The sequence below is a fragment of the Amycolatopsis sp. NPDC049159 genome, assembly GCF_040648295.1.
Taxonomy (GTDB): Bacteria; Actinomycetota; Actinomycetes; order Mycobacteriales; family Pseudonocardiaceae; genus Amycolatopsis; species Amycolatopsis pretoriensis_A.
Window position 1 is genome coordinate 133,775 of record NZ_JBEZDL010000020.1, and the last position, 23,524, is coordinate 157,298.

Consider the following 23,524-nt stretch of genomic DNA (forward strand, 5'->3'; position numbering starts at 1 on the left):
TGAGCACGCAGCATAGCGAGGATTTGCCGGTTTACAACGTTGTTCCAACGATGTAAAAAGTACCTCAAGGCTCCCGCGGTGACTCCGATCACCCCGGTGAGCGGGCCCCACCGTCGCTGCCCGAGGAGTCACCGTGCCGCTGTCCACCCGTCCCCTCCTGATCGCCGCCACCGCGGCCGCCGCCGCACTCGCGCTCACCTCCTGCACCAGCCGGGAAGAGACCCCCGCCGCCCCGTCCAACGGCGGTGGCCCCGCCGCCAGCGCCCAGTCCGTCGCACCGAGCGCCGACGGCTGCACGCTGGAGAAGACCGGTTACCCCAAGGTCGACCTCAAGACGGCGGTGGTCGGTTTCTCACAGTCCGAAAAGGAAGCCAACCCCTTCCGGATCGCCGAGACGCAGTCCATCAAGGACGAAGCCGCCAAGCTCGGCATCGCGAGCGACAAGCTGCTGGTCACCAACGCCCAGAGCGACCTGAACAAGCAGATCAGCGACATCAAGTCGATGCTCGACCGGGGCGCCCAGCTGCTCGTCGTCGCGCCGCTGAACTCCGACGGCCTCCAGCCCGCGCTCGACGCCGCCAAGGCCAAGAAGGTCCCGGTCGTCACCATCGACCGCAAGGTGACGTCGCAGCCCTGCACCGACTACCTGACCTTCATCGGCTCCAACTTCGTCGAGCAGGGCAAGCGCGCGGCGCAGGAGATGGCGCGGGTCACCGGCGGCACCGGCAAGGTCGCGATCCTGCTCGGCGCGTCCGGCAACAACGTCACCACCGACCGCACCTCCGGCTTCAAGGACGAGCTGGCCAAGACGGCCGGGCTGTCCGTGGTCGCCGAGCAGACCGGTGAGTTCGACCGCTCCAAGGGCCAAGCCGTGATGGAGCAGCTCATCCAGAGCCACCCGGACATCACCGCCGTCTACGCCGAGAACGACGAGATGGGCGTCGGCGCGGTCAACGCGCTCAAGACCGCCGGCAAGACCCCGGGCAAGGACGTCAAGGTCGTCTCGATCGACGGCACCCGCAACGCCGTGCAGCTCATCGCCGACGGCAGCTACAACGCCGTGATCGAGTCCAACCCGCGCTTCGGCCCGCTGGCCTTCCAGACGCTGCAGAAGTTCGAGGGCGGCGAGGCCATCCCGGCGAGCATCGTCATCACCGACGACCAGTACGACGAGACCAACGCGGCCCAGAAGGTCGGGAACGCGTACTGATGACGGCAGCCACCGAAGAGGACGTCGCCATGACGACCGCACCGGTGCTCGAGGTGGCCGGGGTGACCAAGCGGTTCCCCGGCACCCTCGCGCTCGACGACGTCAGCTTCGCGCTGCGGCCGGGCGAGGTGCACGCGCTGGTCGGCGAGAACGGCGCCGGCAAGTCCACGCTGATCAAGGTGCTCACCGGCGTCTACCAGCCCGACGAGGGCGAGGTGCGCCACCTCGGCGAGCCGGTGTCGTTCAAACGCCCGATCGACGCGCAGCGCGCCGGGATCTCCACGATCTACCAGGAGGTCAACCTCGTCCCGCTGATGAGCATCGCGGGCAACGTCTTCCTCGGCCGCGAGCCGCGCACGAAGGCCGGCCTCGTCGACTGGTCGAAGATGTACGCCGACGCCCGCGAGCTGCTCAAGGGCTACGGCATCGACGACGACGTCAAGCGCCCGCTGCACACCCTGGGCGTCGGCGCGCAGCAGATGGTCGCGCTCGCCCGCGCGGTCTCGACCGACGCGAAGGTCGTCATCATGGACGAACCGACGTCGTCGCTCGAGCCGCGCGAGGTCGAGACGCTCTTCGAGGTGCTGCACCGCTTGCACGCCGAGGGCATCGCGATCGTCTACGTCAGCCACCGCATGGACGAGCTGTACCGGGTCTGCGAAAGCGTCACCGTGCTGCGCGACGGCCGGGTCGTCCACAGTGGACCGCTCAAGGACCTGCCGCGCATCGAGCTGGTGTCCAAGATGCTCGGCCGGGAGATCAAGCAGATCCGCGAAGAAGGCGTCACGGCGTTCGGCGAGGAACACGACGTCGACCGCGAGCCGCTGCTCAAGGCGGAAAACCTGTCCGGCATGCGGAAGCTGCACGACGTCTCGGTGAGCATCCGGCCCGGCGAGGTCGTCGGCCTCGCCGGCCTGCTCGGCTCCGGCCGCAGCGAGACCGCGCGCGCCATCGTCGGCGCGTTCCCGCTCGACGGCGGATCCGTGCTGCTGGCCGGGAAACCGCTCAAGAAGGGCAAGATCAAGGCCGCCATGCGCGCCGGGATCGCGCTGCTGGCCGAAGACCGCAAGACCGACGGGATCATCCCGAACCTGTCCGTGCGCGAGAACATCGTGCTGGCCGCGCTGCCGACGCTCTCGCCGTTCGGCATGGTCAGCAAGTCCAAACAGGACAAGGTCGTCAAGATCTTCATGGAGCGCCTGCGGATCAAGGCGGCGAGCCCGGAGCAGAAGGTGTCCGAGCTCTCGGGCGGCAACCAGCAGAAGGTGCTGCTCGCCCGCTGGCTCGCCACCGGCCCGAAGATCCTGCTGCTCGACGAACCGACGCGCGGCATCGACGTCGGCGCCAAGGCCGAGGTCCAGGCGCTGATCGACGAACTCGCGCAGGAAGGGCTCGGCGTGCTGCTCATCTCGTCCGAACTGGAAGAGCTGATCGACGGCTCCGACCGCGTGGTCGTGCTGCGCGACGGCTCGGTCGTCGGCGAGCTCACCGGCGACGGCATCACCGAGGAGAACGTCCTGACCGCGATCGCGGCCGAAGCACCCGGGGGTGACAACGATGTCTGAGGCCACCCTGACGAGAACCCCCGACCGCGCGAAGGTCACCGCGTGGCTGCAGAACTACGGCGTCTACCTGGCCGTCGTCGTGCTGCTGCTGTTCAACGTGGTCTTCACCGAGAACTTCCTCTCCGCGGCCAACTTCCGCACCCAGCTGGTGCAGGCGGCGCCGGTCTGCATCGTCGCGCTCGGGATGGCGCTGGTGATCGGCACCGAGGGCATCGACCTGTCGGTCGGCTCGGTGATGGCGATCGCCGCCGCGCTCATCCCGCTCTACCTCGGCGCGGGCCCGCTGACGGCGATCATCGTCGCGGTCATCGCCGGGATCGTGTCCGGCCTGTTCAGCGGCTACCTCGTTGCGTACCTCGGCATCCAGCCGATCATCGCGACGCTGGCGCTGCTGGTCGGCGGGCGCGGGCTCGCGCTGGTGATCGCCCACGGCCAGCTGATCCAGGTGCGCAACCAGGACTTCCTGGAGCTGGGCACCGGCGACCTGCTCGGCGTGCCGGTCATGGTCATCGTCGCGGGCGTGCTCGCGGTGCTGGCCGGGCTGGTCGTGCAGCGCACGACGTTCGGGCGGCACCTGGTCGCGGTCGGCGGCAACCGCGCCGCGAGCACCCTGGCCGGGCTGCCGGTGAAGCGCGTGCTCATCAGCGTTTACGTCATCTCCGGGGCGCTGGCGGCGATCGCCGGCGTGCTGGCGACGTCCCGGCTGGGCGCGAGCGACCCGAGCGACGTCGGCCTGCTCATGGAGCTGTCCGCGATCACCGCGGTCGTCGTCGGCGGCACGCCGCTGACCGGCGGCCGGGTCCGCGTGCTCGGCACCGTGTTCGGCGCGCTGCTCATGCAGCTCGTCCAGGCCACCCTGATCAAGCACAACCTGCCGGACTCGACCGCGCAGATGGTCCAGGCGGCCATCATCGTCGTCGCGGTCTACGTCGCGCGCGAGCGGAGCAGCCGATGACAGCCACCCAGACCCAGGCCCGCAACGCGGCCTTCGCCGGTGTCCTGCAGCGGCAGGGCGCGGCCGTCGTGCTCGTGCTCGGCGTGGCCGCCGCGTGGTTCGCCTTCCCGCACTTCGGCACCGCGGACAACCTGCGCAGCCTCGTGCTGCAGGGCTCGTTCCTCGCGGTGATCGCGCTCGGCATGACGTTCGTGATCATCTCCGGCGGCATCGACCTGTCGGTCGGCTCGAACTACGCGCTCGGCGGCGTCCTCGCCGCGTACGGCGCGCAGTACGGGCTGGTCGTCGCGATCCTGCTGCCGCTGGCGGTGTGTTCGCTGATCGGGCTGATCAACGGCCTGCTCATCGCCCGCACCGGGATGGCGCCGTTCATCGTGACGCTGGCGTCCCTGCTGTTCGCCAGGGGACTCCTGCTCGCGCTGACCTCCGAAGGCGCGACGACGTACAAGGTGGACCCCGGCTCGGCGTTCCTCTGGCTGGGCCAGGGCACGATCTTCGGCGTCGGCGTGCCGGTGTACCTGACGCTGGTCCTGTTCGCGCTCGGCGGCCTGCTGCTGCGCCGCACCCGGTTCGGCCAGTCGGTGTTCGCCATCGGCGGCGCCGAGCAGTCCGCGCTGCTGATGGGGCTTCCGGTGGCCCGCACCAAGATCAGCCTCTACACGCTCAGCGGCGCGCTCGCCGGGTTCGCCGGCGTCCTCACCGCCGCGTACCTGCAGTCCGGCGTCACGGTGATCGGCGTCGGCACCGAACTGGACGCCATCTCGGTCGTCGTCATCGGCGGCACGCTGCTCACCGGGGGCGCCGGGACGATCATCGGCACGCTCGTCGGCGTGCTGCTGCGCACGCTGATCCAGAACGTCATCAACCAGATCGGCACCCTCGACTCCAACTACCAGACGGTGGTGAGCGGGGCCTTCCTGCTCGTCGTCGTGGTGATCCAGCGCCTGCTGGCGCGTTCCCGAACCCGCTGAGCCCCTTCCCCCTCACCAGGAGGTCTCAACGATGTTCAGCCCTGCCCGAAAAACCCGGAGATGGCTGACCGCGGCCGCCGCGTTCGCGGTCGCGGTGGCCGGCCTCGGCACGGTGCCGGCGGCCAGTGCCGCGGACGCGCCGCAGTGGCAACGGCTCACCCCGCCGCTGTCGACGCCCTGGACGCAGGACGTCTCCCCCGCCAACGCCCTGCCCGACTACCCCCGGCCGCAGCTGACCCGCGACAAGTGGCAGAACCTCAACGGTGTCTGGGAGTTCGCCAAGGCGACCCCGGGTGAGGCCGCGCCGGTCGGCAAGACGCTCGGCGAGCGCATCCTCGTGCCGTACCCGGTCGAGTCCGCGCTGTCCGGGATCATGCGCCACGAAACGAACATGTGGTACCGCCGCACGTTCGAGGTCCCGAAGAACTGGCAGGTCGGCAAGGGCGGGCAGCGGCTGCTGCTGCACTTCCAGGCCGTCGACTACGACGCCACGGTGATCGTCAACGGCAAGACGGTCGGCCGCCACACCGGCGGCTACGACGCCTGGTCCGTGGACGTCACCGACGCGCTGACCACGGGGAAGTCCCAGGAGGTCGTCGTCGGCGTCGCCGACCCGAACGACCAGGGCGGGCAGCCGATCGGCAAGCAGCGCCAGCCCGGCGACGGCATCTTCTACACGCCGTCCTCCGGCATCTGGCAGACCGTCTGGCTGGAGCCGGTGGCGTCCGCGCGCATCGACCGGCTCGACGTCACGCCCGATGTGGCGAGTGGCTCGGTCACGGTGAACGCCGTGGTCGGCGGCCCGCTCAAGCAGCGCGTCGAAGCCGTCGCCTACGACCACGGCCGCCCGGTCGGGCGCGTGTCCGGCGACGCGAACAAGCCGTTGAAGCTCAAGGTGGACCGGCCGCACCTGTGGTCGCCGGACGACCCGTTCCTCTACGACCTGCGCGTCAAGCTCTCGGGCGGGGACGAGGTCGGTTCGTACTTCGGCATCCGGTCGATCAGCGTCGGCAAGACCGCCGACGGCAAGCAGCGGATGCTGCTCAACGGGAAGTTCGTCATGCAGGTCGGCCCGCTCGACCAGGGCTTCTGGCCGGACGGCATCTACACCGCGCCGACCGACGCCGCGCTGAAGTTCGACCTGCAGCAGGAGAAGGCGCTCGGCTTCAACATGGTGCGCAAGCACATCAAGGTGGAGCCGGACCGCTGGTACTACTACGCCGACAAGCTCGGTTTGCTGGTCTGGCAGGACATGCCGGCGATGAAGGACGACGTCGAGCCGTCGGCGGCGTCGCGCGTCAACTACGAGTCCGAGATGAAGCGGATGATCGACCAGCACCGCAGCTTCCCGTCGATCGTCACGTGGGTGCCGTTCAACGAGGGCTGGGGCGACTACGAAGTCGGCCGGATCGCCGACGAGGTCAAGTCGTGGGATCCCTCGCGGCTGGTGAACGCGGAATCCGGCGTCAACTGCTGCAGGTCCGAACCGGACAGCGGTCGCGGTGACATCTACGACGACCACACCTACACCGGGCCCGGAACACCGGTGCAGACCGGCATCCGGGCGGCGGTCGACGGCGAGTACGGAGGGCTCGGCCTCAAGGTCGCCGGGCACGAGTTCGACCCGGCGGGCAGCTTCGCCTACGAGATGGAGCCCGACAGCGCGACGCTGACCCGGCGCTACGGCGAACTCCAGCAGCGCCTGCTGCTGGTCGCCCAGCGCTGCGGCGTTTCGGCCGGCGTCTACACGCAGACCACCGACGTCGAGAAGGAGGTCAACGGCTTCTTCACCTACGACCGGCAGGTGAAGAAGATGGACTTCGCGGCGGTCCGCGCGGCGAACCTGGCCGTCATCAAGGGCGCGACGGGTGCTCCGGTGACGTCCGGCCCTCCGGTGCCCGCGGGCACGCCGGGGATCGACGGCATCGCGGCCTACGGGTTCGACGAGAACACCGGCACGACGGCCGCGGACTCGGTCGGCGACCACGACGCCACGCTCGTCGGCGGCGCGTCCTGGACGGCGGGCAAGAGCGGCTCGGCGCTCGCGGTGAACGGGTCGGGCCAGTACGCCGACACGGGTGCCGCGCTGGTGAACACCGAAGGCAGCTACAGCGCGGCGGCGTGGGTGAAGTTCAACGCGGTCGGCGACGGCTTCCAGACCGTGGTGAGCCAGGACGGCGACAGCACCAGCGCGTTCTTCCTGCAGTACTCGGGCCAGGACCACCGCCTGGCGATGAGCTTCGTCGGCACGCGGGCCCTGGCGCCCACGGCCCCGGAAGCGAACCGCTGGTACCACGTGGCCGGCGTCCGCGACGCGGCCGCGGGCACGCTGAAGCTGTACGTGGACGGGCAGCTGGTGGCCACGAAGAGCGTCTGCCTCGGCGACGCTTCGACGGGCCACACGGTGATCGGCCGCGGCAAGTACGGCGGCGGCCCGGTCGACTTCCTCAACGGCGCGGTCGACCAGGTGCACGTCTACGACCGGGCGCTGTCCGACGCGGACGTGAGCGCGTTGTACGGCAGCGGGAAGTAAGCAGCTCCCGCGGATCCGGGGAGGCCGGTCGGCCGGCCTCCCCGGATTTTTCCGTTCCCGGCCCAACCATCCGGCCCCTTCGCGCGTGTGGTTGCCGAAGCCGCCGTCCCCGGCGGCTCAGGGGAGGAAAGCAGGGGGTGAGCCTTTTGGGCTCCAGGATGACGAGAACCGCGAGAGCGGGGATCACGGCGGCGCTGCTGGTCGCGGGCACCACCGTGGTCACCGCGGCGCCGGCGTCGGCGACGATCCTCACGTCGATCAGCTCGACGTCGTGGTCGTACACCGACTCGGCCCAGCCGAAGAAGAGCTTCGTGAACCCGGCCGGCAACGCGCCGGTCGGCGCGAAGGTCACGGCCGACGGCAAGAAGCACGTGTCGAAGTCCTACTTCACGTTCGACCTCACCGGGCTGCGCGGCGCGAAGGTGCTTTCCGCGGAGCTGTGGGGCCGCGAAGCCACGGTCGCCGACTGCTCGGCGCCCCGGGCGACCGAGCTGTGGGTGACGGCGCCGTCGGCGAAGCCGCCGACGTGGGAGAACCAGCCCGCGGAGCTGAGCAAGGTCCCCGGCCCGGGCTCCCTCGACGTCTGCCCGTCGGACTACCTCGACTGGGCCGCCGCGCCGACGCTGCAGCAGGCGATCGACGCCGGCCGGACCTCGCTGACGCTGGTGTTGCGCCTGCCCGACGGGCAGCAGCACAACCCGCGGTTCGGCCGGACCCAGCAGCCGTCGCTGACCATCAGCCTCGAGAAGAACCAGGCACCCGCCGCGGCCACCAACCTGACCACGCGCGGCAAGGCCTGCGCGGAAAGCCCGGTCGTCGGCCTCGGCGACACGCGGCTTTCCGCGGTCGTCACCGACCCGGACAGCTACCAGGTCGGCGCGGAGTTCGCCTGGTGGCCCGCCGGTCACCCGGACCAGCGGCAGACCACCGAACTCGGCAAGTACTGGACGCCGGGCTACCCGCTGTGGACCGATCTCGGCCAGGACCGCCTCGCCGACGGCGTCACCTACGACTGGCAGGTCCGCGGGACCGACGAGCTGACCGCCGGGCCGTGGAGCGGCACCTGCCGCTTCACCACCGACTTCACCCCGCCCACGACGGCGCCTCTGGTGACGTCGACGGACTTCCCGGGCGACACCGCGCCGGCCGGCGGGGTCGGCGTACCCGGCGTCTTCACCTTCGACGCCCGGGGCGACCAGGACGTCGTCCGCTTCGCCGTCGGCGAGTCCGTCCCGCCGCAGTACGTGACCGCGGACAAGCCGGGCGGCACGGCGACCTACACGTTCACCCCGCGGACCGACGGCCCGCAACGGCTGCTCGTGCGCGGGGTCGACGCCGGCGGCAACAGCACGCCCAGCACGACCTACCGGTTCTGGGTGGGCAGCAACGGCCCGTCGATGGCCTGCGCCCCGGCCCAGGCGTTCCTCGGCGAGACGCGGCAGTGCACGTTCAGCCCGCACGGCACCGACGGCGCCACCGAGTACCTGTACCGGATCGACGACCAGCCCGAAGTCACCGTGCCCGCCGGCTCGGACGGCACCGCCTCGTTCACCATCACGCCGACCGACGCCGCCAAGGGCTACCGCGTCGAGGTCCGGGCGCGGATGACCAACGGGAACCTCTCCGCCGACCGGACCACGCAGATCGCGGTCGACCGCGGCCTGCCGGTGATCGACGCGCCGCCGAGCCTGATGGTCGGGCAGCCCGCGGTGTTCACCCTGCACGCCACGCTGCCGGGTGCGGCGACCTTCACCTACGACTGGGACTACGGCACCCCGGTCACGATCCCGGTCGGCCCGGACGGCACGGCCCAGGTCACCATCACCCCGGCCGAGCAGGGCCAGCACTGGCTGCACGCGCACACGACGACCGCGGCCGGGCTGGTGTCGGCGCAGGACGAGGTCAACGTCACCGCCGTCACGAACGGGCCGAAGGTGACGAGCGTGGAGTACCCGGAGTACGCGGTCGGCGGCTACGTCACGACGCCGGGCACCTTCACGTTCTCGTCGCCGTTGCCGGGCGCGGTGAGCTTCACCTACCGCCTCCAGGGCGCGGAGCCGGCCACGATCCCGGCGGGCGCGGACGGGACGGCGAGCGCCGTCCTGACCCCGCTCAGCGCGAGCTCGCAGTACCTGGAAACGACCACGACGTTCGCCGACGGGACGGTGTCGGCGGGCAGCTACTACTGGTTCTCCCCGCGGTCGGCCGCCCCGCCGCTCACCTGTGACGGCACCGGGTCCCTGCGGCCCGGCCAGGTGGTCCACTGCACGCTGACGCCGGTCCAGCCGGGTCTGGTGTCCTACGGCTACAGCGTGGACTCCGGTCCGGCGGTCACCGTCGGTCCGGGCGCCGACGGCACCGCGGCGTTCGAGTTCACGGTCCCGGCGGACCGGACCCAGTACGTGCTGCGGCTGGAGGCCTGGAGCGCCAACGCGGCCGGGCTGCGCACCGACACGTCGTACACCGCGTACTGGGTGGACGAAACCGCGGCCGCCCGCGGCACCAAGGCGGTCTGAACCGGACGTGACGGCCACCCGCCGTGGTGGCCGTCACGTTTGACCTGGAGCGCGCTCCAGCCCCTAGCGTCGTGCACGCAACGACCTGCTGGGGAAGGAACCCGCCATGACCGACGAGCGCTTCGAACTCGGCCTGAAGACCCTGTCCGCCATCGACGGCGAGAGCGGGCAGCGCGTGCTCGACAACCTCGCCGACGTCTCCCCCGCGCTGGCGGAAGCCGTGGTGTCGTGGGGGTTCGGCGAGATCTACGCGCGGCCCGGACTCGCGCCGCGCGACCGCCAGCTGGTGACGCTCGGCATGCTCACCGCGCTGGGTGGCTGCGAGCCGCAGCTGGAGGTGCACGTCAACGCGTCGCTCAACGTCGGGCTCACGCCGGCGGAGATCGTCGAAGCGCTCCTGCACTCCGCGGTCTACTGTGGATTCCCGAAGGCGCTGAACGCGACCTTCACGGCCAAGAAGGTCTTCGCCGAGAGGGGGCTGCTGCCGGTGACGAGCGCATGAGGGTGGTCCTGTTCGGCGCGACCGGCATGGTCGGCCAGGGCGTGCTGCGGGAATGCCTGCGCGACGAACGGGTCGAGGCGGTGCTGGTGGTCGGCCGGTCCCCGGTCGGCACCAGCCACCCGAAGCTGCGCGAAGTCGTCGAGAAGGATCTGTTCGCGCTGGAGCCGATCACCGGGTACGACACCTGCTTCTTCTGCCTCGGGGTGTCGTCGGTGGGCGTGGCGCCGGAGGAGTACGAGCGGATCACCTACCAGCTCACCCTTTCGGTGGCCCGGAAGCTCCCGGACGGCACCACTTTCGTGTACGTCTCGGGCGCGAGCACCGACAGCACCGAACGCGGCCGCGTGCGCTGGGCCCGCGTCAAAGGAGCGACGGAGAACGCGCTGGCGCGGCTGCCGCTGCGGACGTTCGCCTTCCGCCCCGGCTACATCCAGCCGCTGCACGGCATCACGTCGAAGACCCCGCTGTACCGGGTGCTCTACCGGGTCGCGATGCCGCTCTACCCGGTGCTGAAGCGGCTGTTCCCGCGCGCGGTGACGACCACGGAGGACATCGGGCTCGCGATGCTGGCGGTGGCCGCGTCGGGGTACGAGAAGCCGGTCCTGGAGAACGCCGACATCACCGCCCTCGCGCGACGAGACCGGCCAGCAGGTTCGTGAGGCTCTCCGCCACCACCGCTTCGAACCCCGGCGCGCCCCCGGCCTCGGCCGTCGCCAGCGCCACCGCCTCCGTCGGGTTCGCGCAGGGCCACGCCCCGGACACGACGACCACGACCGCGCGGGCGAACACCCGGGCCGCTTCCGCCGACAGTTCGGGGACCTCGGCGCGCACCAGGGACGCCAGCCGGTCGAGGTTCGCGGCCGCGCGCTGCTTGAAGCCGCGGGCGAAGTCCACGGAGATGTTGCGTTCCAGCACCGGGGCCATCGCGCTGATCAGCTCGCACAGCAGCGGCCGCTCGGCCAGCGTCGCGGCGACCGTCCCGGCGATCCGCTCCTCGCGCGCGAACGGCGGCCCCGGCAGCTCCCCGAACGCGAGCTCGTCGAGCCACGCCGTCCACAAGCCGTCGAGCACCTCGAGGAAGATCGCTTCGCGGCTGTCGAAGTAGCGGAGCACATTGGACTTCGCGAGCCCGACGCGGCAGGCCAGCTCCCGCAGGCTGGTCTCGGCGACCGGCCGCTGCGCGAGCAGTTCCCGGGCGGCGGCGAGGATCGCGGTGCGGCGCGCCGCGACCTGCTCGGGACGGCGGGCGCGCTGGAATCCGGCGCTCATGGCGCCGACGGTACCGCTCAGTCGCGGTGGGCGGCCGGTTCCGCGCGGCGCGACTTGACCCGGCGGTAGCTCCAGATCAGCAGCGCGAACAGGATCACCGACGACAGGATCAGGCTCGACCCGGTACTCCAGCCGCCGAACGGCAGCGACTTCACCAGGCCCCAGACGATCCCCGCGGCCAGCAGCGCCAGCCCGGCCAGCACCGAGCCGGCGATCCGCAGCGGCGAGGACACGCTGTCCTCGGCCGCCTTCATCGCGCGGTCGCGGACCGGGTCGACGTACTTCTCCAGCGCCGGGAACTCCGAAGCGAGCAGCAGCAGCCCGGCGAGCACCAGCAGCAGCCCCGGCCCGGGCAGGACGAGCAGCAGCACCCCGACCACCAGCAGGACCGCGCCCGCCGTCGCGATCAGGACGCGCTTGGCCTGTTTCCCGATGCCCACGCCACCACTCCCGTCGTTTCGCCCGATTCTTCCCGTCGCGGGCGCCGCCTGCCACTCATGAGCGCGTGTACCCGCGCGAGGGCGACCGCAAAGCCCGCCGCGGCCACCAGTCCGAGCGCGACCACCAGACCGGGCCAGACGTAGAGCACCTGGGCGTAGGTCCCCTGCCGTCCCGCGAAGACCACGCCCAGCAACCGGGGCAGGAACGCGAGCACCACGAGCGGCACCAGCGGCGGTGCCACGCGCCACCACCGGGGCTTGCGCCGGGCCCGCCGGACACCGAGCACGGCCAGTCCCACCGCGAGCAGCGCCAGTGCGCCGAGCACCCGGTCGGCGGTCACCCCGGCGGGCGACGACACCGCGGGCGCGCCCCCGGTCAGCAGGTCAGCGAGGCCCTGGGCCAGCAGCTCGGCCTCGTTGTCCAGGGCCATGCCCATGTTCGTCACGACGGCGATGCCGTAGCCGCCGGGCAGCAGGACCTGCGCCGCGGTGTGGGAGAACCAGTCGCCGGTGTGCGAGACCCGGCCGTCCCGGACCGTCCAGCCCAGCGCGTAGCCGCGGCCGGGAGCCGGGGTGTGCGCGAGCGCGTTCGACGCCGGTGAGAGCGCGCCACCGCCGTCGCGCTGGGCGAGCAGCCACTTCGCCAGGTCCTCGGCGGTGCTCAGGACGCCGTGGCTGCCGCCGGTGAACCAGTCCGGTTCGGCTGCCGGGACCTCGATCCCGAAGGCGCGGACGTACCCCTCGGTGCCGGCCGGCGGCGTGTCGACGGTGGTGCTCGCCGTCATCCCGAGCGGCCCGAACACCCGCGTGCGCAGGTACTCCGCGAACGGCTGCCCGGCCACCACCTCGACGATCCGGGCGGCCACCTCGTAGTTCGGGTTGTGGTAGTGGAATTCGGCTCCCGGCTCGCTCGCCAGCGGCGCCGCACGCAGCCGCGTCACCGCTTCGGCCAGGGTGCGCGGCTGCGCGAGCTTGAGGTCGGGGAACGCGGAGTCGGCCATCCCGGACGTCTGGTCCAGCAGCATCCGGACGGTGATCCGGGTGCCCCGCGGGTCGGCGAGCCGGAAGTCCGGGAGGTACCGCGTGACCGGCTCGTCGAGCCCGATCCGGCCGGCTTCGGCCAGCTGGAGCACCGCGAACGCCGTCATGGACTTGCTCACCGACGCGATCGGCAGCCGGGTCGCCGCGGTCACCGGCGCGCCCGCGGCGTCGTGGCCGTAGCCCGCGACGCGCACGACGTCGCCACCGCGGGTGACGGCGACCGCGGCCCCGGGCAGGCCGGTGTGGTCGAGGTAGGCGCGGACATAACCGTCGACGTCCGGGGCCGGCGCCGCGGCGGCCGGGGTCGCGGTGGTCAGCAGCAGGGCCGCCAACAGGAGGAAAAGCCTGGTCATGCGGGTAAAACTAGGGATCCCGCCGGCCGGCCACCGCTGCCGGACGACGTCGGCGACCCCCTACTTTCGGCACCTCCTTGACGGCCTGCAGCCACCCTGCCATAGTCAATGCATCGGTTGATAAACAGATTGGTTGATAAAGATGGCGCTTGATGAGGAGGGACTGGACCGGGCGTTCACCGCGCTCGGCGACCCGGTGCGCCGGGCGCTCGTCGCCCGGCTCTCCCGCGGCGAAGCGACGGTCAACGAGCTGGCCGAGCCCTTCGAGATCACCAAGCAGGCGATCTCGCGGCACATCCAGGTGCTCGAACAGGCCGGCTTGATCACGCGAAGCCGCGACGGCCAGCGCCGGCCGTGCCACCTCGTCCCGGCCGCCCTCGAAGCCCTCACCGGCTGGATCGACACCTACCGGCTGGCCACCGAACGCACCTACCGGCGGCTCGACGCCGTCCTGGAAACCCTGGAGGAAGCAGAATGAGCACCACCATCACCGCGCAGCCCGGCACCCCGTTCATCGAGCTCACCCGCGAGTTCGCGGCCTCACCGGACAAGGTCCTGCGCGCCCACACCGACCCGGAGCTCGTCGTCCGCTGGCTGGGCCCGCGGGGCATGGAGATGGAGCTCCTCGAGTTCGACGCCCGCTCGGGCGGCGGCTACCACTACGTCCACCGCGACGACCGCGGCGAGTACCGCTTCCGCGGCGTCTTCCACACGGTGAGCGCCGACCGGATCATCCAGACCTTCGAGTTCGAGGGCGCGCCCGGCGAGGTCTGCCTGGAGTCGCTGTCCCTGATCGACCTCGGCGGCCGCACGCGGCTCGAGAGCCGTTCGGTGTTCCCGTCGGTCGAGGCCCGCGACGCGGCCGTGGAAAGCGGCATGAGCACCGGGATCACGCAGTCGTACGAGCGCCTCGACGAGGTGCTGGCGTGACGACGGTCGCGAGCTTCTGCACGTCGCTCGACGGCTTCGTGGCGCGGCCGGACGACAGCGTCGGCCCGCTCTTCGACTGGTACACCGCCGGCGACGTCGAGCTGCCGATGGCCGGCTACCCGATCACGTTCCGCGTCACGGCGTCGAGCGCGGGCTACCTGCGGGAACTGCTGGATTCGGCGCGCCACAGCGCTTTCGTCTGCGGCCGCCGGGTGTTCGACCACACCCACGGCTGGGGCGGCAACCCGCCCGGCGGCGGGAAGGCGTTCGTCGTCACGCACCGGCCGCCACCGCCGGACTGGTCCGCGGAGAACCTGGCGCCGTTCACGTTCGTCGACGACGTCGCCGCGGCGGTCGAGCGGGCGAAGGCGGCCGGGAACGGCGACGTCGGCGTCTCCGGGCCGGACATCGCCCGGCAGTGCCTGCGCCTGGGCCTGCTGGACGAGGTGCGGATCGACCTCGTCCCGGTGTTCCTCGGCGAGGGCGTGCGCTACTTCGACGACCTCGGCGGCACCGGCGCCGAACTCGAACGCGTCGAGGTCGTCGCCGGCGACGGCGTCACCCACCTGCGGTACCGGGTGCACTACCCGTCCTGAGTGGACACTTCCGCCAGCAGCCGGTCGAAGGGCACGAAGCCGGGTTCGGCGACGGCCGCGGGGCGTCCCGCGGCCAGCGAAGCCAGCTCCGCGCCGGCCTTCTCGACCCGCCGCTGCAGCGCGCCTTCGCCGCCGCCCCAGTCGGACGAAGCCGCGTACACGCCCGTCGCGACCGGATCCGCCTTCAGGTACCCGAACAGCGGGCGCAGCTGGTAGTCGAGCACCAGCGAGTGCCGCTCGGTACCGCCGGTCGCGCCGAGCAGCACCGGCATGCCCACCAGCGAATCCGCGTCGAGCACGTCGAAGAAGGACTTGAACAGGCCGCTGTAGCCGGCCGTGAACACCGGCGTCACCGCGATCAGCGCGTCCGCGCCGGTCACCGCGTCGATCGCGGTGCGCAGCTCCGGGCTCGGGAAGCCGGTGAGCAGGTTCTTCGTGACGTCGAGGGCGATGTCGCGCAGCTCCACGACGGTCACGGAGACCGGTTCGCCGGCCGCGGCGACGGTCGCCGCGGCCAGCCGGTCGGCCAGCAACCGGGTCGACGAGGGCACCGAAAGCCCCGCCGTCACCACCGCGAGCTTCATGCCTCGCTCCCGACCAGCGCCGCGGCCTTCAGGGACTCGTGGGTCGGCGCGTCCGGGACGTGGGCCGGGCGCAGCGCGTCGAGTTCCTTGCGCAGCACCGGGACGACGTGCTCGCCGAGCAGGTCGAGCTGCTCCAGGACGGTCTTCAGCGGCAGGCCGGCGTGGTCCATCAGGAACAGCTGGCGCTGGTAGTCGCCGAAGTGCTCGCGGAAGGTCAGCGTCTTGTCGATGACCTCCTGCGGGCTGCCGACGGTCAGCGGCGTCTGGTCGGTGAACTCCTCCAGCGACGGGCCGTGCCCGTACACCGGCGCGTTGTCGAAGTACGGCCGGAACTCGTTCCACGCGTCCTGCGACTTCGGCCGGATGAACGCCTGGCCGCCGAGGCCGACGATGGCCTGGTCGGCCTGGCCGTGGCCGTAGTGCTCGAAGCGCTGCCGGTAGAAGGCGATCAGCTGCTGGAAGTGCTCCTTGGGCCAGAAGATGTGGTTGGCGAAGAAGCCGTCGCCGTAGTACGCGGCCTGCTCGGCGATCTCCGGGCTGCGGATCGAACCGTGCCAGACGAACGGCGGGACGTCGTCGAGCGGGCGCGGTGTCGAGGTGAAGCCCTGCAGCGGCGTGCGGAACTTGCCCTGCCAGTCCACGACGTCCTCACGCCAGAGCTTGTGCAGCAGCGCGTAGTTCTCGATGGCCAGCGGGATGCCCTGGCGGATGTCCTGGCCGAACCACGGGTAGACCGGGCCGGTGTTGCCGCGGCCCATCATGAGGTCGACGCGGCCGTCGGCGAGGTGCTGCAGCATCGCGAAGTCCTCGGCGATCTTCACCGGGTCGTTCGTGGTGATCAGCGTCGTCGACGTGGAGAGGACGATCTTGGACGTCTGCGCCGCGATGTGGCCCAGCATCGTCGTGGGCGAGGACGGCACGAACGGCGGGTTGTGGTGCTCGCCGGTCGCGAAGACGTCGAGCCCGACCTCCTCCGCCTTGAGCGCGATCCGGACCATCGCCTTGATCCGCTCGTGTTCCGTCGGCGTGCTGCCGTTCGTGGGATCGGTCGTGACGTCGCCCACCGTGAAGATTCCGAACTGCATGACCTGCTCCCTTCGCGAGCACCATCTTACATGCGCGTTCAACTACTTCCAAGCAAGACATATTCCGCCCGTCAATGCCGCAGGGGGCACCAAGTAAGGTCAACGACATGGACGCGGAGCTCGGTCGGCTGGGTCTGGCAGAACGTTCGGTACGCCTTCTCACGGGCCGCGACATCTGGGGTTCGATCACCCCACTGCTCGCGCCCCGGCGGAACCTGGTGGCGGCCTTCGGCCACGTCGGGCCCGGCGCGGCGGCGTTGCTGCCGCTGGAACCCGGCGACACCCTGATCACGGACGCCAGCCTGGACACGGTGCTGTCCGGCGCGACGAGCCCGCACGCGCTGCTGCACTGGGTCAAGGCGGGCGTGATCGTGCACTCGCTGCGCGGGCTGAACGCCAAGCTGGTGATCGCGGAGGACGAGCCCTCGTTCGTGGTGGTCGGCTCGGCCGACGTCACCGCGGCCGGGCCCCGGCAGCTGTTCGAAGCGGTCACGCTCTCGCACGAAAAGCACACCGTCGAGGAAGCCCAGGAAGCCTGGCTCGACTGGTGCGACCTCGCGGGACCGGCGCTGACGGCGGGTGACCTGGAGCCGCTGCTGGAGCAGTACGGCGCCGGCAAGCTCGTCACCGCGCCCCGCACCGCCCCGAGCCGTCCGGCGCCGGCCGCCCGGCCCGTCGTGACGAGCCGCCCGGCAACCCCCGTCCGGCCCGCCGCCCCGACCCCGCCGCCGTCCCCGGTCCGGCCGGCCCCGCCGGCGCCGTCGCCGGTCCGCCCCGCCGCGCCCGCTCCGGTCGCCGAGGTCGCGCCGCCGCCCCCGGCTCCGGCCGAGCCGGCCGCGGAACCGGTTGCGGCACCGGCCGTCGAGCCCGGCGAGACCGCCGACACGCCGGACACCGCGGAGACTCCGGAGACCCCGGCCGACGTCGACCGGCCGAACTGGCCGCGCCCGGCCGAGCTCTACCTGGTCAGCCTCGTCGAAGGCGGCGAGCCGTCCGCCGAAGCCGAGTACCGGCTCGAAGAACTCGCCCGCGACTACACCCACCCCGGCGAGAACGGCGAATCCCCCTTCCGCGTCGAACTGTTCTGGGCCGACGACGGCCAGGGCCAGGACCCGCCGCGCACCCTCCGCGCCGGCGTGCACGTGATCCGCGTCTACAGCCAGAAACAGGGCCGTGCGCTGGTCGGGTCGCGGATCGAGGCCCCCGGCCTGGTCCTGCACGCCTACGCCGACGAGTTCGCCTACCCCCGGCGCACGTACTGCTACATCCTGACCCGCGAGTCGTCGGCGCGACCGGCGTTCGGCGACCTGCGCAAGGCCCTCGTCGCGATCGGCGAGAAGCCGAATTTCCGCAACAGCTTCCAGGTCCCGCGGAAGATCGAAGCCCTGCTGGGCCTGTGGCCCGACCTGGGCTACGACCCCCGCTAGCGGGCCGCCCCCGCCACTCCGGGACCGGGAGCGCGCGGAAGTTGTCGGGGTGGGCGGATATCCTGCACTACGGTGCAGGCGAGTCCGCACCACCACCAGCACTTTTCGCGAGCCACGATCCGGGAGAACGACCCTGTGACTGCCGAGACCTTGTACGGGGCCGACGACCTGACGCATCTCGAGGGTCTCGAAGCCGTCCGCAAACGACCCGGGATGTACATCGGCTCCACCGACAGCCGGGGCATCAACCACCTCTTCTCCGAGGTGGTGGACAACTCGACCGACGAAGGCGTGGCCGGGTACGCGACGAAGATCGTCGTCACGCTGCACGCCGACGGCAGCGTCCAGGTCGACGACGACGGGCGCGGCATCCCGACCGGCACCCACGCGAAGTCCGGTTTGTCCGGCGTCGAGCTGGTGCTGACCCGGCTGCACGCCGGCGGCAAGTTCGGCGGCTCCGGCTACAAGACCTCCGGCGGCCTGCACGGCGTCGGCGCTTCGGCGGTCAACGCGCTGTCCCACCGCTTCGACGTCACGGTGAAGCAGGACGGCAAGGTCCACCAGATGTCGTTCAAGCACGGCATCCCCGGCACCTTCGACGCACCCGGCCCGAAGGCGAAGTTCACCCGCCGCTCCGGGCTGAACCTCGTCGGCAAGATGAAGCGCGGCGAGCGCGGCGGCACGTCCATCCGCTACTGGTACGACGCGCGCTACTTCGAGTCCGGCGCGGCGCTGGACGTCGAGGGCGTCCGGACCAAGCTGCGCAACACCGCGTTCCTCGTCCCGGGCGTCACGTACGTGCTGCGCACCGCGATCGAAGACACGATCAACGAAGAGACGTTCCACTTCCCGCACGGCCTGGTCGACATGGTCGACTTCCTGACGCCGTCGGGCGAGAAGCCGGTCTGCGGCACCCTGCTGATCACCGGCGAAGGCACGTACAAGGAGAACGCGGCCGACGCCGCGGGCGTCATGCAGTCCAATGTGGAGCGCCACGCCGAGGTCGAGGTGGCGCTGCGCTGGGGCACCGGCTACGAGCGCACGGTCGAGTGCTTCACCAACACGATCCGCAACGTCCACGGCGGCACCCACCGCCGCGGGTTCGACCGCGCGGTCGCGAAGGCGTTGCAGGAGGCCATCTCCAAGACCCGCGGGCTGCTCAAGCCCAAGGAGGACATGCCGACGATCGAGGACGTCCTCGAGGGCATGACCGCCGTGGTGCACGTCCGGCTGCCGGAGCCGCAGTTCACCTCGCAGACCAAGGACGAGCTGTCCACCGCCGGCATCACCCGGGTGCTGCAGGGCATCGTCGACAAGCACGTCAAGGCGTGGACCGAGGACCGCAAGACCAAGTCCGAGGCCAAGGTCGTGCTGCAGAAGGTCGTCGACGCCTCCCGCGTCCGGCTGACCCAGAAGCAGCAGAAGGACGCGGCCCGGCGCAAGACCGCCCTCGAAGGCGCGGCCATGCCGCCCAAGCTGGTCGACTGCCGCACCACCGGCGTCGCCCGCAGCGAGCTGTTCCTGGTCGAGGGCGACAGCGCGCTGGGGTCGGCGCGGATGGCGCGCGTGTCGGAGTACCAGGCGCTGCTGCCGCTGCGGGGCAAGATCCTGAACGTGCAGAAGGCGTCGCTGGGCGACACGCTGAAGAACGCCGAGATCGCGTCGATCGTGCAGGTGCTCGGTGCGGGCACCGGCCGCACGTTCGACCTCACGACCATGCGCTACGGCCGTGTGATCCTGATGGCGGACGCGGACGTCGACGGCTCGCACATCCGCACCCTGCTGATCACGCTGTTCGCCAAGTACATGCGCCCGGTGATCGAGGACGGCCGGCTGTACGCGGCGATGCCGCCGCTGCACAAGCTCGTCACGAAGGGCCGCAACCCGGAGACGCACTTCACCTTCACCCAGCAGGAGATGGAGTCCAAGTACGCGGAGCTGGAGCGGGCGGGCAAGAGCATCGTCACGCCGGTGCCGCGGTTCAAGGGCCTCGGCGAGATGGACGCCGACGAGCTGTGGGACACCACGATGAACCCGGCCAGCCGCTCGGTCCGCCGGATCACCATGGACGACGCCGAGGCCGCCGAGGGCGCGCTGGAGCTGCTGATGGGCGAGAAGGTCGAGCCCCGGCGGAACTGGCTGGTCGCCTCCTCGGACCGGATCGACCGCGACGCCATCGACGCTTAAGTTTTCTCAGCTACCAAGGAGTTCTGCCGTGGCACGCCGCAAGGGCACCACCACCAAGGTCGATCCCAGCGCGTTCGACTCCGCCGGCGCGAACGTCTTCGACAACTCGCTGAAGACGGAGATCGAAGACTCGTACCTGGAATACGCGTACTCGGTCATCCACTCGCGCGCCCTGCCGGACGCGCGCGACGGGTTGAAGCCGGTCCACCGCCGCATCCTCTACTCGATGAACGAGAACGGCTACCGCCCGACGCACGCGTACGTGAAGTCGTCCCGCGTGGTCGGCGACGTGATGGGCAAGTACCACCCGCACGGCGACGTCGCGATCTACGACGCGATGGTCCGGCTGGCCCAGGACTTCTCGCTGAACGTCCCGCTGATCGACGGCCACGGCAACTTCGGTAGCCCGGATGACGGCCCGGCCGCTTCGCGGTACACCGAAGCGCGGATGTCGCCCGAGGCGATGCAGCTGGTCGGCGAGCTCGGCGAAGAGACCGTCGACTTCCGGCCCAACTACGACGGTTCGCTGCAGGAGCCGTCCGTGCTGCCCGCGGCCTTCCCGAACCTGCTGGTCAACGGCACGTCCGGGATCGCGGTCGGGATGGCGACCAACATGATCCCGCACAACCTCGGCGAGGTCGTCGCGGCGGCGCGGTGGCTGATCACGCACCCGAGCGCGACGCTCGACAAGCTGATGGAGTTCGTGCCGGGCCCCGACCTCCCGACCGGCGGCAGCCTGCTCGGCCTGGACGAGGTCCGCCGCGCCTACGAGACCGGCCGCGGCGTGGTCCGGATGCGCGCGAACTGCGAGACGGGGCCCCTCGAAGGCAGCCGCGGGCGGCAGGCGATCACCGTCACCGAGCTGCCCTACGGCGTCGGGCCGGAGAAGGTGATCGAGAAGATCACCGACGAGGTCAACAAGTCCAAGCGGCTCACCGGCATCGCCGACGTCAAGGACCTCACCGACCGCGAGAACGGCACGCGGCTGGTCATCGAGTGCAAGGTCGGCGTCAACCCGCAGGCGCTGCTCGCGGACCTGTACCGGCTGACGCCGCTGGAGCAGTCGTTCGGCATCAACAACCTGGTGCTCGTCGACGGCCAGCCGCAGACGCTGGGGCTGAAGGAACTGCTGGAGGTCTTCCTCCGCCACCGCTACGACGTCGTCACGCGGCGCACGAAGTACCGCCGCCGCAAGCGCGAAGAGCGGCTGCACCTGGTCGAGGGTCTGCTGGTCGCCCTGCTGAACATCGACAAGGTGATCCGGCTGATCCGCGAGAGCGAGAACGCCGCGGCCGCGAAGGACGGCCTGATGCAGCGGTTCAAGCTGTCGGAGATCCAGGCGACCTACATCCTGGACACGCCGCTGCGCCGCCTCACCAAGTACGACCGCCTCGAGCTGGAATCGGAGCAGGACCAGCTGCGCGAGGAGATCGCGGAGCTGAGCAAGATCCTCGACGACGAGTCGGTGCTGAAGAAGCTCGTCTCGGCGGAGCTGGCGAAGATCGCGAAGGACTTCCCGACCGAGCGCCGGACGTCCCTGATCGACGGCGACCTGAAGGAGGTCCTGGCGGCGTCGAAGCCTTCGGGCCCGCTGGAGGTCGCGGACGACCCGTGCCAGGTCATCCTGTCGGCGACGGGCCTGGTGGCCCGCACGGCGGCCGAGTCCGAGGAAGCGACGGAGACGCGTCGCCGCAACGGCCGCGTGAAGCACGACGCCGTCTCGGCGGTGGTCCACACCACGGCCCGCGGCCAGGTCCTGCTGGTGACCAGCCGCGGCCGCGCGTTCAAGACGGACGTGCTCCCGTTGCCGGTCCTCCCGGAACAGGCGGGCACGGTCTCCCTGCGCGGCGGCATGGCGGCCCGCGAGCTGGTCCCGCTGGAGAAGGGCGAGACGGTCATCGGCATCGCCCCCCTCGGCGACCAGGCGGCGGGCTCCCCCGGCCTCGCACTGGGCACCCGCGCGGGCGTGGTGAAGATCTGCTCCCCGGAGTGGCCGGTCCGCTCGGACGAGTTCGAGGTGATCAGCCTCAAGGACGGCGACGAGGTCGTCGGAGCCACGTGGCTGAAGGACGGCACGGAGACGCTGGCGTTCGTGTCCTCGGAAGCGTCGCTGCTGAAGTACGCGGCCTCGTTGGTCCGCCCGCAAGGCCTGAAGGGCGGCGGCATGGCGGGCATCAACGTGGGCGCGGGCTCGGTGGTCTTCTTCGGCGCGGTCCGCACGGACGACGACGAACACGGCGAGCCCCTGGTGATCACGGCGACGGGCCAGAGCGTGAAGGTGACGCCGTTCAGCGAGTACCCGCCGAAGGGCCGGGCGACGGGCGGCGTCCGAGCCCACCGCTTCCTGAAGGGCGAAACAGCGGTGCAGGTCGCCTGGATCGGCCCCCGCCCGGCCGCGGCGGCCCGCAACGGCGACCCGGTGGAACTCCCGGAGACCGACGTCCGCCGCGACGGCTCCGGCCACGCCCACCCGGGCCCGGACGTGGTGGGCCACCTGATCGAACGAAGCTGACACCCGCTCGTGAGTGGGAAACAGGGTTGTAACCCTGTTTCCCACTCACGAGCCGGGCCGGGAACGCTTCTTCTGCTCGCGGCGGATCAGGTAACGCCAGAGGGCCGCGAAGAAGAGCCACGTCAGCACGGCACGCGCGGCCGCGCTGATGATGTTCTCCGCGGAGAAGCTCCAGTGGTGCAGACCGGCCTTCACGAGCAGGTCGGCGCCGAACACGATGGCCTGGAGCAGCAGGAACGGCCACCACACCAGGGTGCGCACGTAGCCGCGGCGCTTGATCGCCTCGACGTCCACGCCTTTCATGCCGGCGAGTCCTCCCGCAGGCGAAGCAAAGCTCTGCTCAGCCGGACGCGTTCGTGGAGGAACACCCCGGCCACGATGACGACCCCGCCCGCGCCGAACAGGCCGATCACGTTGCCGAGCACCGCGTTCAGCGCGCTGACCCCCGCGGCCAGCGCGCAGGCGATGACCGTGCTGCGGCGACGGCGGCGGTGCTGGGCCAGCTGGTAGACCGCGAGGCGCGTCGCCGCCGCGTGCAGCCGGGGGTCCGGGGGCACCCGCCCCGAACGGCTGGCCCGGGCGGCGGCCCGGAACTCGGGCCAGGTCAGGTCTTCCGCGCAGGCGCGCCACATCTCGCGTTCCGTGCGCGTTATCGCCGGCCCCAGCACCGCGCCGAACACCGTGCCGGCGCAGAGGCCGGTCAGCACCGAGCCCCACCACGGGCCGTCCGGCCACACCACCGTCATGCCGAGCGGCACCAGCCAGGCGGCGAACAACCCGCCGGTCAGCAGTCCGAGTGCCCAGGCTCGCCGCGCTCCCCCTCGCGTCTCCACCCGTCCATCTTCGGG

21 protein-coding genes are annotated in these 23,524 nt (G+C 71.1%); 14 read left to right on the forward strand and 7 right to left on the reverse strand.

Translation table 11 applies throughout. From position 1 onward, the window contains the following. Window positions 1-133 precede the first annotated feature (133 nt). The 8 genes from AB0B33_RS33205 (at window position 134) to AB0B33_RS33240 (ending at window position 10,911) form a co-directional block, all read left to right on the forward strand. Window positions 134-1,210, forward strand: coding sequence for an ABC transporter substrate-binding protein (locus AB0B33_RS33205; RefSeq protein ID WP_360779032.1), 1,077 nt, complete (start codon window positions 134-136; stop codon window positions 1,208-1,210). Beyond that, window positions 1,210-2,775 (forward strand): sugar ABC transporter ATP-binding protein, encoded by a 1,566-nt coding sequence (locus AB0B33_RS33210; protein ID WP_360779035.1) that lies wholly within the window; start codon window positions 1,210-1,212, stop codon window positions 2,773-2,775. The genes AB0B33_RS33205 and AB0B33_RS33210 overlap by 1 nt, the downstream gene beginning before the upstream one ends. Continuing rightward, the gene (locus AB0B33_RS33215; protein WP_360779038.1) at window positions 2,768-3,730 is read left to right on the forward strand and encodes an ABC transporter permease; all 963 of its coding nucleotides are present in this window, start codon (window positions 2,768-2,770) and stop codon (window positions 3,728-3,730) included. Before AB0B33_RS33210 ends, AB0B33_RS33215 begins: the two co-directional genes overlap by 8 nt. Further along, window positions 3,727-4,701, forward strand: a complete 975-nt coding sequence (locus AB0B33_RS33220) for an ABC transporter permease (RefSeq protein WP_360779040.1) — start codon at window positions 3,727-3,729, stop codon at window positions 4,699-4,701. The genes AB0B33_RS33215 and AB0B33_RS33220 overlap by 4 nt, the downstream gene beginning before the upstream one ends. Before the next feature lie 31 nt (window positions 4,702-4,732). After that, entirely contained in the window at window positions 4,733-7,234 is a 2,502-nt protein-coding gene (locus AB0B33_RS33225; protein WP_360779042.1) for a LamG-like jellyroll fold domain-containing protein, read from the forward strand. Between the two features lie 158 nt (window positions 7,235-7,392). Beyond that, window positions 7,393-9,750, forward strand: coding sequence for a hypothetical protein (locus tag AB0B33_RS33230; RefSeq protein WP_360779044.1), 2,358 nt, complete (start codon window positions 7,393-7,395; stop codon window positions 9,748-9,750). Between the two features lie 106 nt (window positions 9,751-9,856). Beyond that, window positions 9,857-10,252: a carboxymuconolactone decarboxylase family protein gene (locus AB0B33_RS33235; RefSeq protein ID WP_247014270.1), complete on the forward strand. Its 396-nt coding sequence runs from the start codon at window positions 9,857-9,859 to the stop codon at window positions 10,250-10,252. Beyond that, window positions 10,249-10,911, forward strand: a complete 663-nt coding sequence (locus AB0B33_RS33240) for an epimerase (protein WP_360779047.1) — start codon at window positions 10,249-10,251, stop codon at window positions 10,909-10,911. Before AB0B33_RS33235 ends, AB0B33_RS33240 begins: the two co-directional genes overlap by 4 nt. Here AB0B33_RS33240 and AB0B33_RS33245 read toward each other — a convergent pair. From AB0B33_RS33245 to AB0B33_RS33255, 3 genes are read right to left on the reverse strand one after another with little or no spacing between them, the layout of a single operon-like run. After that, window positions 10,871-11,521: a TetR family transcriptional regulator gene (locus tag AB0B33_RS33245; protein ID WP_360779050.1), complete on the reverse strand. Its 651-nt coding sequence runs from the start codon at window positions 11,519-11,521 to the stop codon at window positions 10,871-10,873. The two genes, AB0B33_RS33240 and AB0B33_RS33245, sit on opposite strands and share 41 nt — an antisense overlap. Window positions 11,522-11,538: 17 nt before the next feature. Continuing rightward, on the reverse strand, window positions 11,539-11,961 hold the full coding sequence (locus AB0B33_RS33250; protein ID WP_360779052.1) for a PGPGW domain-containing protein: 423 nt from the start codon (window positions 11,959-11,961) through the stop codon (window positions 11,539-11,541). Continuing rightward, window positions 11,928-13,355: a serine hydrolase domain-containing protein gene (locus tag AB0B33_RS33255; protein ID WP_360779055.1), complete on the reverse strand. Its 1,428-nt coding sequence runs from the start codon at window positions 13,353-13,355 to the stop codon at window positions 11,928-11,930. Before AB0B33_RS33255 ends, AB0B33_RS33250 begins: the two co-directional genes overlap by 34 nt. 142 nt (window positions 13,356-13,497) lie before the next feature. Here AB0B33_RS33255 and AB0B33_RS33260 point away from each other — a divergent pair, with 142 nt between their 5' ends. Genes AB0B33_RS33260 through AB0B33_RS33270 form a run of 3 tightly spaced genes read left to right on the forward strand, consistent with a single transcriptional unit; the run spans window position 13,498 to window position 14,881 of the window. Continuing rightward, the gene (locus tag AB0B33_RS33260; protein WP_360779057.1) at window positions 13,498-13,833 is read left to right on the forward strand and encodes a metalloregulator ArsR/SmtB family transcription factor; all 336 of its coding nucleotides are present in this window, start codon (window positions 13,498-13,500) and stop codon (window positions 13,831-13,833) included. Then, window positions 13,830-14,285: an SRPBCC family protein gene (locus AB0B33_RS33265; protein ID WP_247014283.1), complete on the forward strand. Its 456-nt coding sequence runs from the start codon at window positions 13,830-13,832 to the stop codon at window positions 14,283-14,285. The genes AB0B33_RS33260 and AB0B33_RS33265 overlap by 4 nt, the downstream gene beginning before the upstream one ends. Beyond that, window positions 14,282-14,881, forward strand: a complete 600-nt coding sequence (locus AB0B33_RS33270; RefSeq protein ID WP_360779061.1) for a dihydrofolate reductase family protein — start codon at window positions 14,282-14,284, stop codon at window positions 14,879-14,881. Before AB0B33_RS33265 ends, AB0B33_RS33270 begins: the two co-directional genes overlap by 4 nt. On the opposite strand, the gene AB0B33_RS33275 is transcribed toward AB0B33_RS33270, so the two are convergent. Both AB0B33_RS33275 and AB0B33_RS33280 read right to left on the reverse strand, forming a co-directional pair. Continuing rightward, on the reverse strand, window positions 14,869-15,465 hold the full coding sequence (locus AB0B33_RS33275) for an FMN reductase (protein ID WP_360779063.1): 597 nt from the start codon (window positions 15,463-15,465) through the stop codon (window positions 14,869-14,871). The two genes, AB0B33_RS33270 and AB0B33_RS33275, sit on opposite strands and share 13 nt — an antisense overlap. Continuing rightward, complete coding sequence (locus AB0B33_RS33280; RefSeq protein ID WP_360779066.1) at window positions 15,462-16,550, reverse strand: LLM class flavin-dependent oxidoreductase; 1,089 nt, start codon at window positions 16,548-16,550, stop codon at window positions 15,462-15,464. The genes AB0B33_RS33275 and AB0B33_RS33280 overlap by 4 nt, the downstream gene beginning before the upstream one ends. A 107-nt stretch (window positions 16,551-16,657) precedes the next feature. Here AB0B33_RS33280 and AB0B33_RS33285 point away from each other — a divergent pair, with 107 nt between their 5' ends. The 3 genes from AB0B33_RS33285 (at window position 16,658) to AB0B33_RS33295 (ending at window position 22,676) form a co-directional block, all read left to right on the forward strand. Beyond that, the gene (locus AB0B33_RS33285) at window positions 16,658-17,977 is read left to right on the forward strand and encodes a hypothetical protein (RefSeq protein WP_360779069.1); all 1,320 of its coding nucleotides are present in this window, start codon (window positions 16,658-16,660) and stop codon (window positions 17,975-17,977) included. Window positions 17,978-18,112: 135 nt separating this feature from the next. Beyond that, complete coding sequence (locus AB0B33_RS33290; RefSeq protein ID WP_247014293.1) at window positions 18,113-20,164, forward strand: DNA topoisomerase IV subunit B; 2,052 nt, start codon at window positions 18,113-18,115, stop codon at window positions 20,162-20,164. A 28-nt stretch (window positions 20,165-20,192) separates the two neighbouring features. Next, window positions 20,193-22,676 (forward strand): DNA topoisomerase (ATP-hydrolyzing), encoded by a 2,484-nt coding sequence (locus AB0B33_RS33295; RefSeq protein ID WP_247014295.1) that lies wholly within the window; start codon window positions 20,193-20,195, stop codon window positions 22,674-22,676. 45 nt (window positions 22,677-22,721) lie between these two features. Here AB0B33_RS33295 and AB0B33_RS33300 read toward each other — a convergent pair whose 3' ends face one another. Both AB0B33_RS33300 and AB0B33_RS33305 read right to left on the reverse strand, forming a co-directional pair. Then, on the reverse strand, window positions 22,722-22,979 hold the full coding sequence (locus AB0B33_RS33300; protein ID WP_247014297.1) for a hypothetical protein: 258 nt from the start codon (window positions 22,977-22,979) through the stop codon (window positions 22,722-22,724). After that, the gene (locus AB0B33_RS33305; protein WP_360779074.1) at window positions 22,976-23,509 is read right to left on the reverse strand and encodes a hypothetical protein; all 534 of its coding nucleotides are present in this window, start codon (window positions 23,507-23,509) and stop codon (window positions 22,976-22,978) included. The genes AB0B33_RS33300 and AB0B33_RS33305 overlap by 4 nt, the downstream gene beginning before the upstream one ends. Between the last annotated feature and the right edge of the window lie 15 nt (window positions 23,510-23,524).

Coding starts and splice junctions, on each gene's coding strand:
- AB0B33_RS33210 (WP_360779035.1), top strand. CDS start 1,210: ATGACGGCAGCCACCGAAGAGGACGTCGCCATGACGACCGCACCGGTG.
- AB0B33_RS33215 (WP_360779038.1), top strand. CDS start 2,768: ATGTCTGAGGCCACCCTGACGAGAACCCCCGACCGCGCGAAGGTCACC.
- AB0B33_RS33220 (WP_360779040.1), top strand. CDS start 3,727: ATGACAGCCACCCAGACCCAGGCCCGCAACGCGGCCTTCGCCGGTGTC.
- AB0B33_RS33225 (WP_360779042.1), top strand. CDS start 4,733: ATGTTCAGCCCTGCCCGAAAAACCCGGAGATGGCTGACCGCGGCCGCC.
- AB0B33_RS33230 (WP_360779044.1), top strand. CDS start 7,393: ATGACGAGAACCGCGAGAGCGGGGATCACGGCGGCGCTGCTGGTCGCG.
- AB0B33_RS33235 (WP_247014270.1), top strand. CDS start 9,857: ATGACCGACGAGCGCTTCGAACTCGGCCTGAAGACCCTGTCCGCCATC.
- AB0B33_RS33240 (WP_360779047.1), top strand. CDS start 10,249: ATGAGGGTGGTCCTGTTCGGCGCGACCGGCATGGTCGGCCAGGGCGTG.
- AB0B33_RS33245 (WP_360779050.1), bottom strand. CDS start 11,521: ATGAGCGCCGGATTCCAGCGCGCCCGCCGTCCCGAGCAGGTCGCGGCG.
- AB0B33_RS33255 (WP_360779055.1), bottom strand. CDS start 13,355: ATGACCAGGCTTTTCCTCCTGTTGGCGGCCCTGCTGCTGACCACCGCG.
- AB0B33_RS33260 (WP_360779057.1), top strand. CDS start 13,498: ATGGCGCTTGATGAGGAGGGACTGGACCGGGCGTTCACCGCGCTCGGC.
- AB0B33_RS33265 (WP_247014283.1), top strand. CDS start 13,830: ATGAGCACCACCATCACCGCGCAGCCCGGCACCCCGTTCATCGAGCTC.
- AB0B33_RS33275 (WP_360779063.1), bottom strand. CDS start 15,465: ATGAAGCTCGCGGTGGTGACGGCGGGGCTTTCGGTGCCCTCGTCGACC.
- AB0B33_RS33280 (WP_360779066.1), bottom strand. CDS start 16,550: ATGCAGTTCGGAATCTTCACGGTGGGCGACGTCACGACCGATCCCACG.
- AB0B33_RS33285 (WP_360779069.1), top strand. CDS start 16,658: ATGGACGCGGAGCTCGGTCGGCTGGGTCTGGCAGAACGTTCGGTACGC.
- AB0B33_RS33300 (WP_247014297.1), bottom strand. CDS start 22,979: ATGAAAGGCGTGGACGTCGAGGCGATCAAGCGCCGCGGCTACGTGCGC.